At 67.1% G+C, this 2,668-nt stretch carries 1 protein-coding gene and 1 pseudogene; both read right to left on the reverse strand.

Annotation, left to right across the window (positions count from 1 at the left end; translation table 11 throughout):
- A pseudogene (locus AC1DYI_RS32050) lies at nt 1-703 on the reverse strand (hypothetical protein); the annotation flags it as partial.
- A gap of 487 nt (nt 704-1,190) precedes the next feature.
- A partial coding sequence (locus AC1DYI_RS32055) for a M13 family metallopeptidase (RefSeq protein WP_477208155.1) occupies nt 1,191-2,668 on the reverse strand: 1,478 nt, incomplete at its 5' end.

The raw sequence follows: 2,668 nt of genomic DNA on the forward strand, positions 1-2,668 counted from the left end.
GGGGCAGCGGGCCGAAGATCGTCATGATCGGATCGGTGCCGGCGGACTTGCCCGCGCGGATGCGCCGCRGCTTCTCGAGCCCTGCCTCCATCGCCGCATAGCCGCGAGCGACCGAGGCGGTGAACGGCCGGCGGTTCGCCGCCGTGAACGTGGCCTCGGCCTGATCCCAGCGCTTCTTGTCGAAGCCCAGGACCGGGCAGAGCATGGCGTCGTACTGCTCGCGCATCACCGGTTCAAAATTCATCCAGCACGAGGTGCGGCCACCCACGCGCAGGCCGGTGGCGGCGCGCAGGTCCGCCGCCAGTTTGTCGACGATGTAGAGCTCGAGCCGGCCCAGTTGCAGCACGCCGTTGGGCGCCTTCGGCAGCCGCTCGGCGTTGGCCGACACGAACGGCAGGCCGGCTTCGGCCACCACCTGCGGCGCAATGCCGATCGCGCACCAGCTGCCGAGCACCAGGTCGACCTTGGTCGCCACCAGCTCACGCGCGGCGGTCTCGGCCTTGCGAGGGTCGCAGGCGCTGTCCTTGATCACCAGCGTGGGAGCGGGCTGCCCCGGCCAGGTCTTGATGGCCAGCTGCATGCCCAGAATGATCTCTTCGCCCTCGGCGGCGCTCGGCCAGCTCTGCGGCACGATCGCCCCGATCGTCAAGGTCTGGCCCGCCAACGCTGCGCCAGACAGCCCTGCCGCGGCAGCCAAAACCATCCCATGCGCCACCTGGCGCGCCCAACGACTTGTACCCCACATCCCTCGGGCTCCTTGCATTTCTTGCCGACTGCGGACCCCGTCATCGCGAGTTGCCGCTCTTAAGAAAGCGGTATCGCCCGGACGGCGGCTGGAGGCAATCGCCGTTTACCCCAGTGACCGTATGTAACAAGGATGTACCTGGGCCAACTGCACGCTTTGGCGTGCGGCAGCCTCGGGAGTCAAGTCGGCAAAACACGCACCCGCTTCGCGGTCGCCCGGAAAAGTGTTTCAACTCCGCCGCGCCGGCGCAGCCCGCGCCAACGCAAGGAGCACCAGGGCTGTTCGGCGGGACCGAGATGAAATGATGCGAAGTGACCGCCGATGATCAGCATCGGTCGGTCAGTAAAGCCGCAGCGTCAGCGGCGAAACGGCGGACACCGCGGGTCACCCCCCGCGTGAGGCAACCCCAGACGGACCCAGGGCACCGCCCTGGATCCGCCCTGCACTACCAGACGCGGCAGCGCTTGACCGGCGCCATCGGCTGGCCCGGCTTGCAGGAGAAGGCCTGCTCGAACTCCGGCAGGTTGACCACCAGCCCGTTCACGCGGTACTTGCCCGGCGAGTGGGGTTCGATCTTGGCGTTGACCCGCAGCTCTTCGGGTCGCGCGCTCTCACACGCCCATTGGGCAAAGCCGATGAAAAAGCGCTGGACCGGCGTGAAGCCTTCGCGCTGGGCTTCCGGCGGCGTGCCGGCGATCTCGGTCTTCCACGCAATCATCGCCAGCACCAGCCCGCCCAGGTCGGCCAGGTCTTCGCCCAGCGTCAGCTTGCTGTTGATCTTGATGTCGTCGACGATCGTGTATTGGGCGTACTGGTCGGTCAGGCACTTGGTGCGCTCGTTGAAGGCCTTCTCGTCCTTCGGTGCCCACCAGTTCTTCAGGTTGCCCTGCGCATCGAACTGCCGGCCTTCGTCGTCGAAGCCGTGCGTCAACTCGTGGCCGATGGTGCCGCCGGTGTTGCCGTAGTTCGGCCCGTCGTCCATCTTCGGGTCGAACAGCGGCGGCTGCAGCACGCCGGCCGGGAAGTTGATGTCGTTCATCTGCGCGTTGTAGTAGGCGTTCACCGTCGGCGGCGTCATGCCCCACTCGCCACGATCGACCGGCTTGCCGATCTTGGCCAGTTGGCGACGCACCTCGAACTCGGTCGCCCGCTGCACGTTGCCCAGCAGGTCGTCGCGCGCGATGCGCACCGAGCCGTAATCGCGCCAGCGGTCGGGGTAGCCGACCTTGTTGACGATCGTGGCCAGCTTTTCGAGCGCCTTCTTCTTGGTCGCCGGGCTCATCCAGTCCAGCGACTGGATCTCGGCGGCCATCGCCTCCTCGATCTGCTGGGTCATGTGCACGGTCTTCTTCTTCTGCTCGGGGCTGAAGGCACGGCGCACGAACTCCTGGCCGAGCGCGTCGCCCAATTCGCCGTCGACCAATGTCACGCATTGGCGCCAGCGCGGGCTGGGCTCGGGAATGCCGCGCAGCGCCTTGCCGAAGAACGCGAAGTTCTCCTGGAAGAAAGGCGAGGCCAGTTTCGGCGCCACGGCATGCACCAGGTGCCAACGCAAGTAGGTCTTGAGCTCGCCCAGCGGCCGCGTGCGCAATTGCTGGTCCATCGCCTTCACGAAGGCCGGCTCGGTGACGTTGAACACACGCTGGTCGGCCAGCCCCATGGCCTGCAGGTAGTTGGCCCAGCCGAAGCGCGGCGCCAGGCGCTGCAGCCCGCGCATGTCGACCTTGTTGTACAGGCGGTGCGGGTCGCGCTGCTGGACGCGCGTCAGTTGCGGCTTGGCCAGTGCGGTTTCGATCTGCAGCACCACCGCCGCGTCGCGCTTGGCCTGCTCGGGCGTGCCGCCCATCAACTCGAACATGCGTGTGACGTGTGCGAGGTAGTCGGCACGGATGCCGCGCATCCGGGCGTCGTTCTGCACGTAGT

Source organism: Ideonella sp. P3_A4 (genome assembly GCF_056403075.1).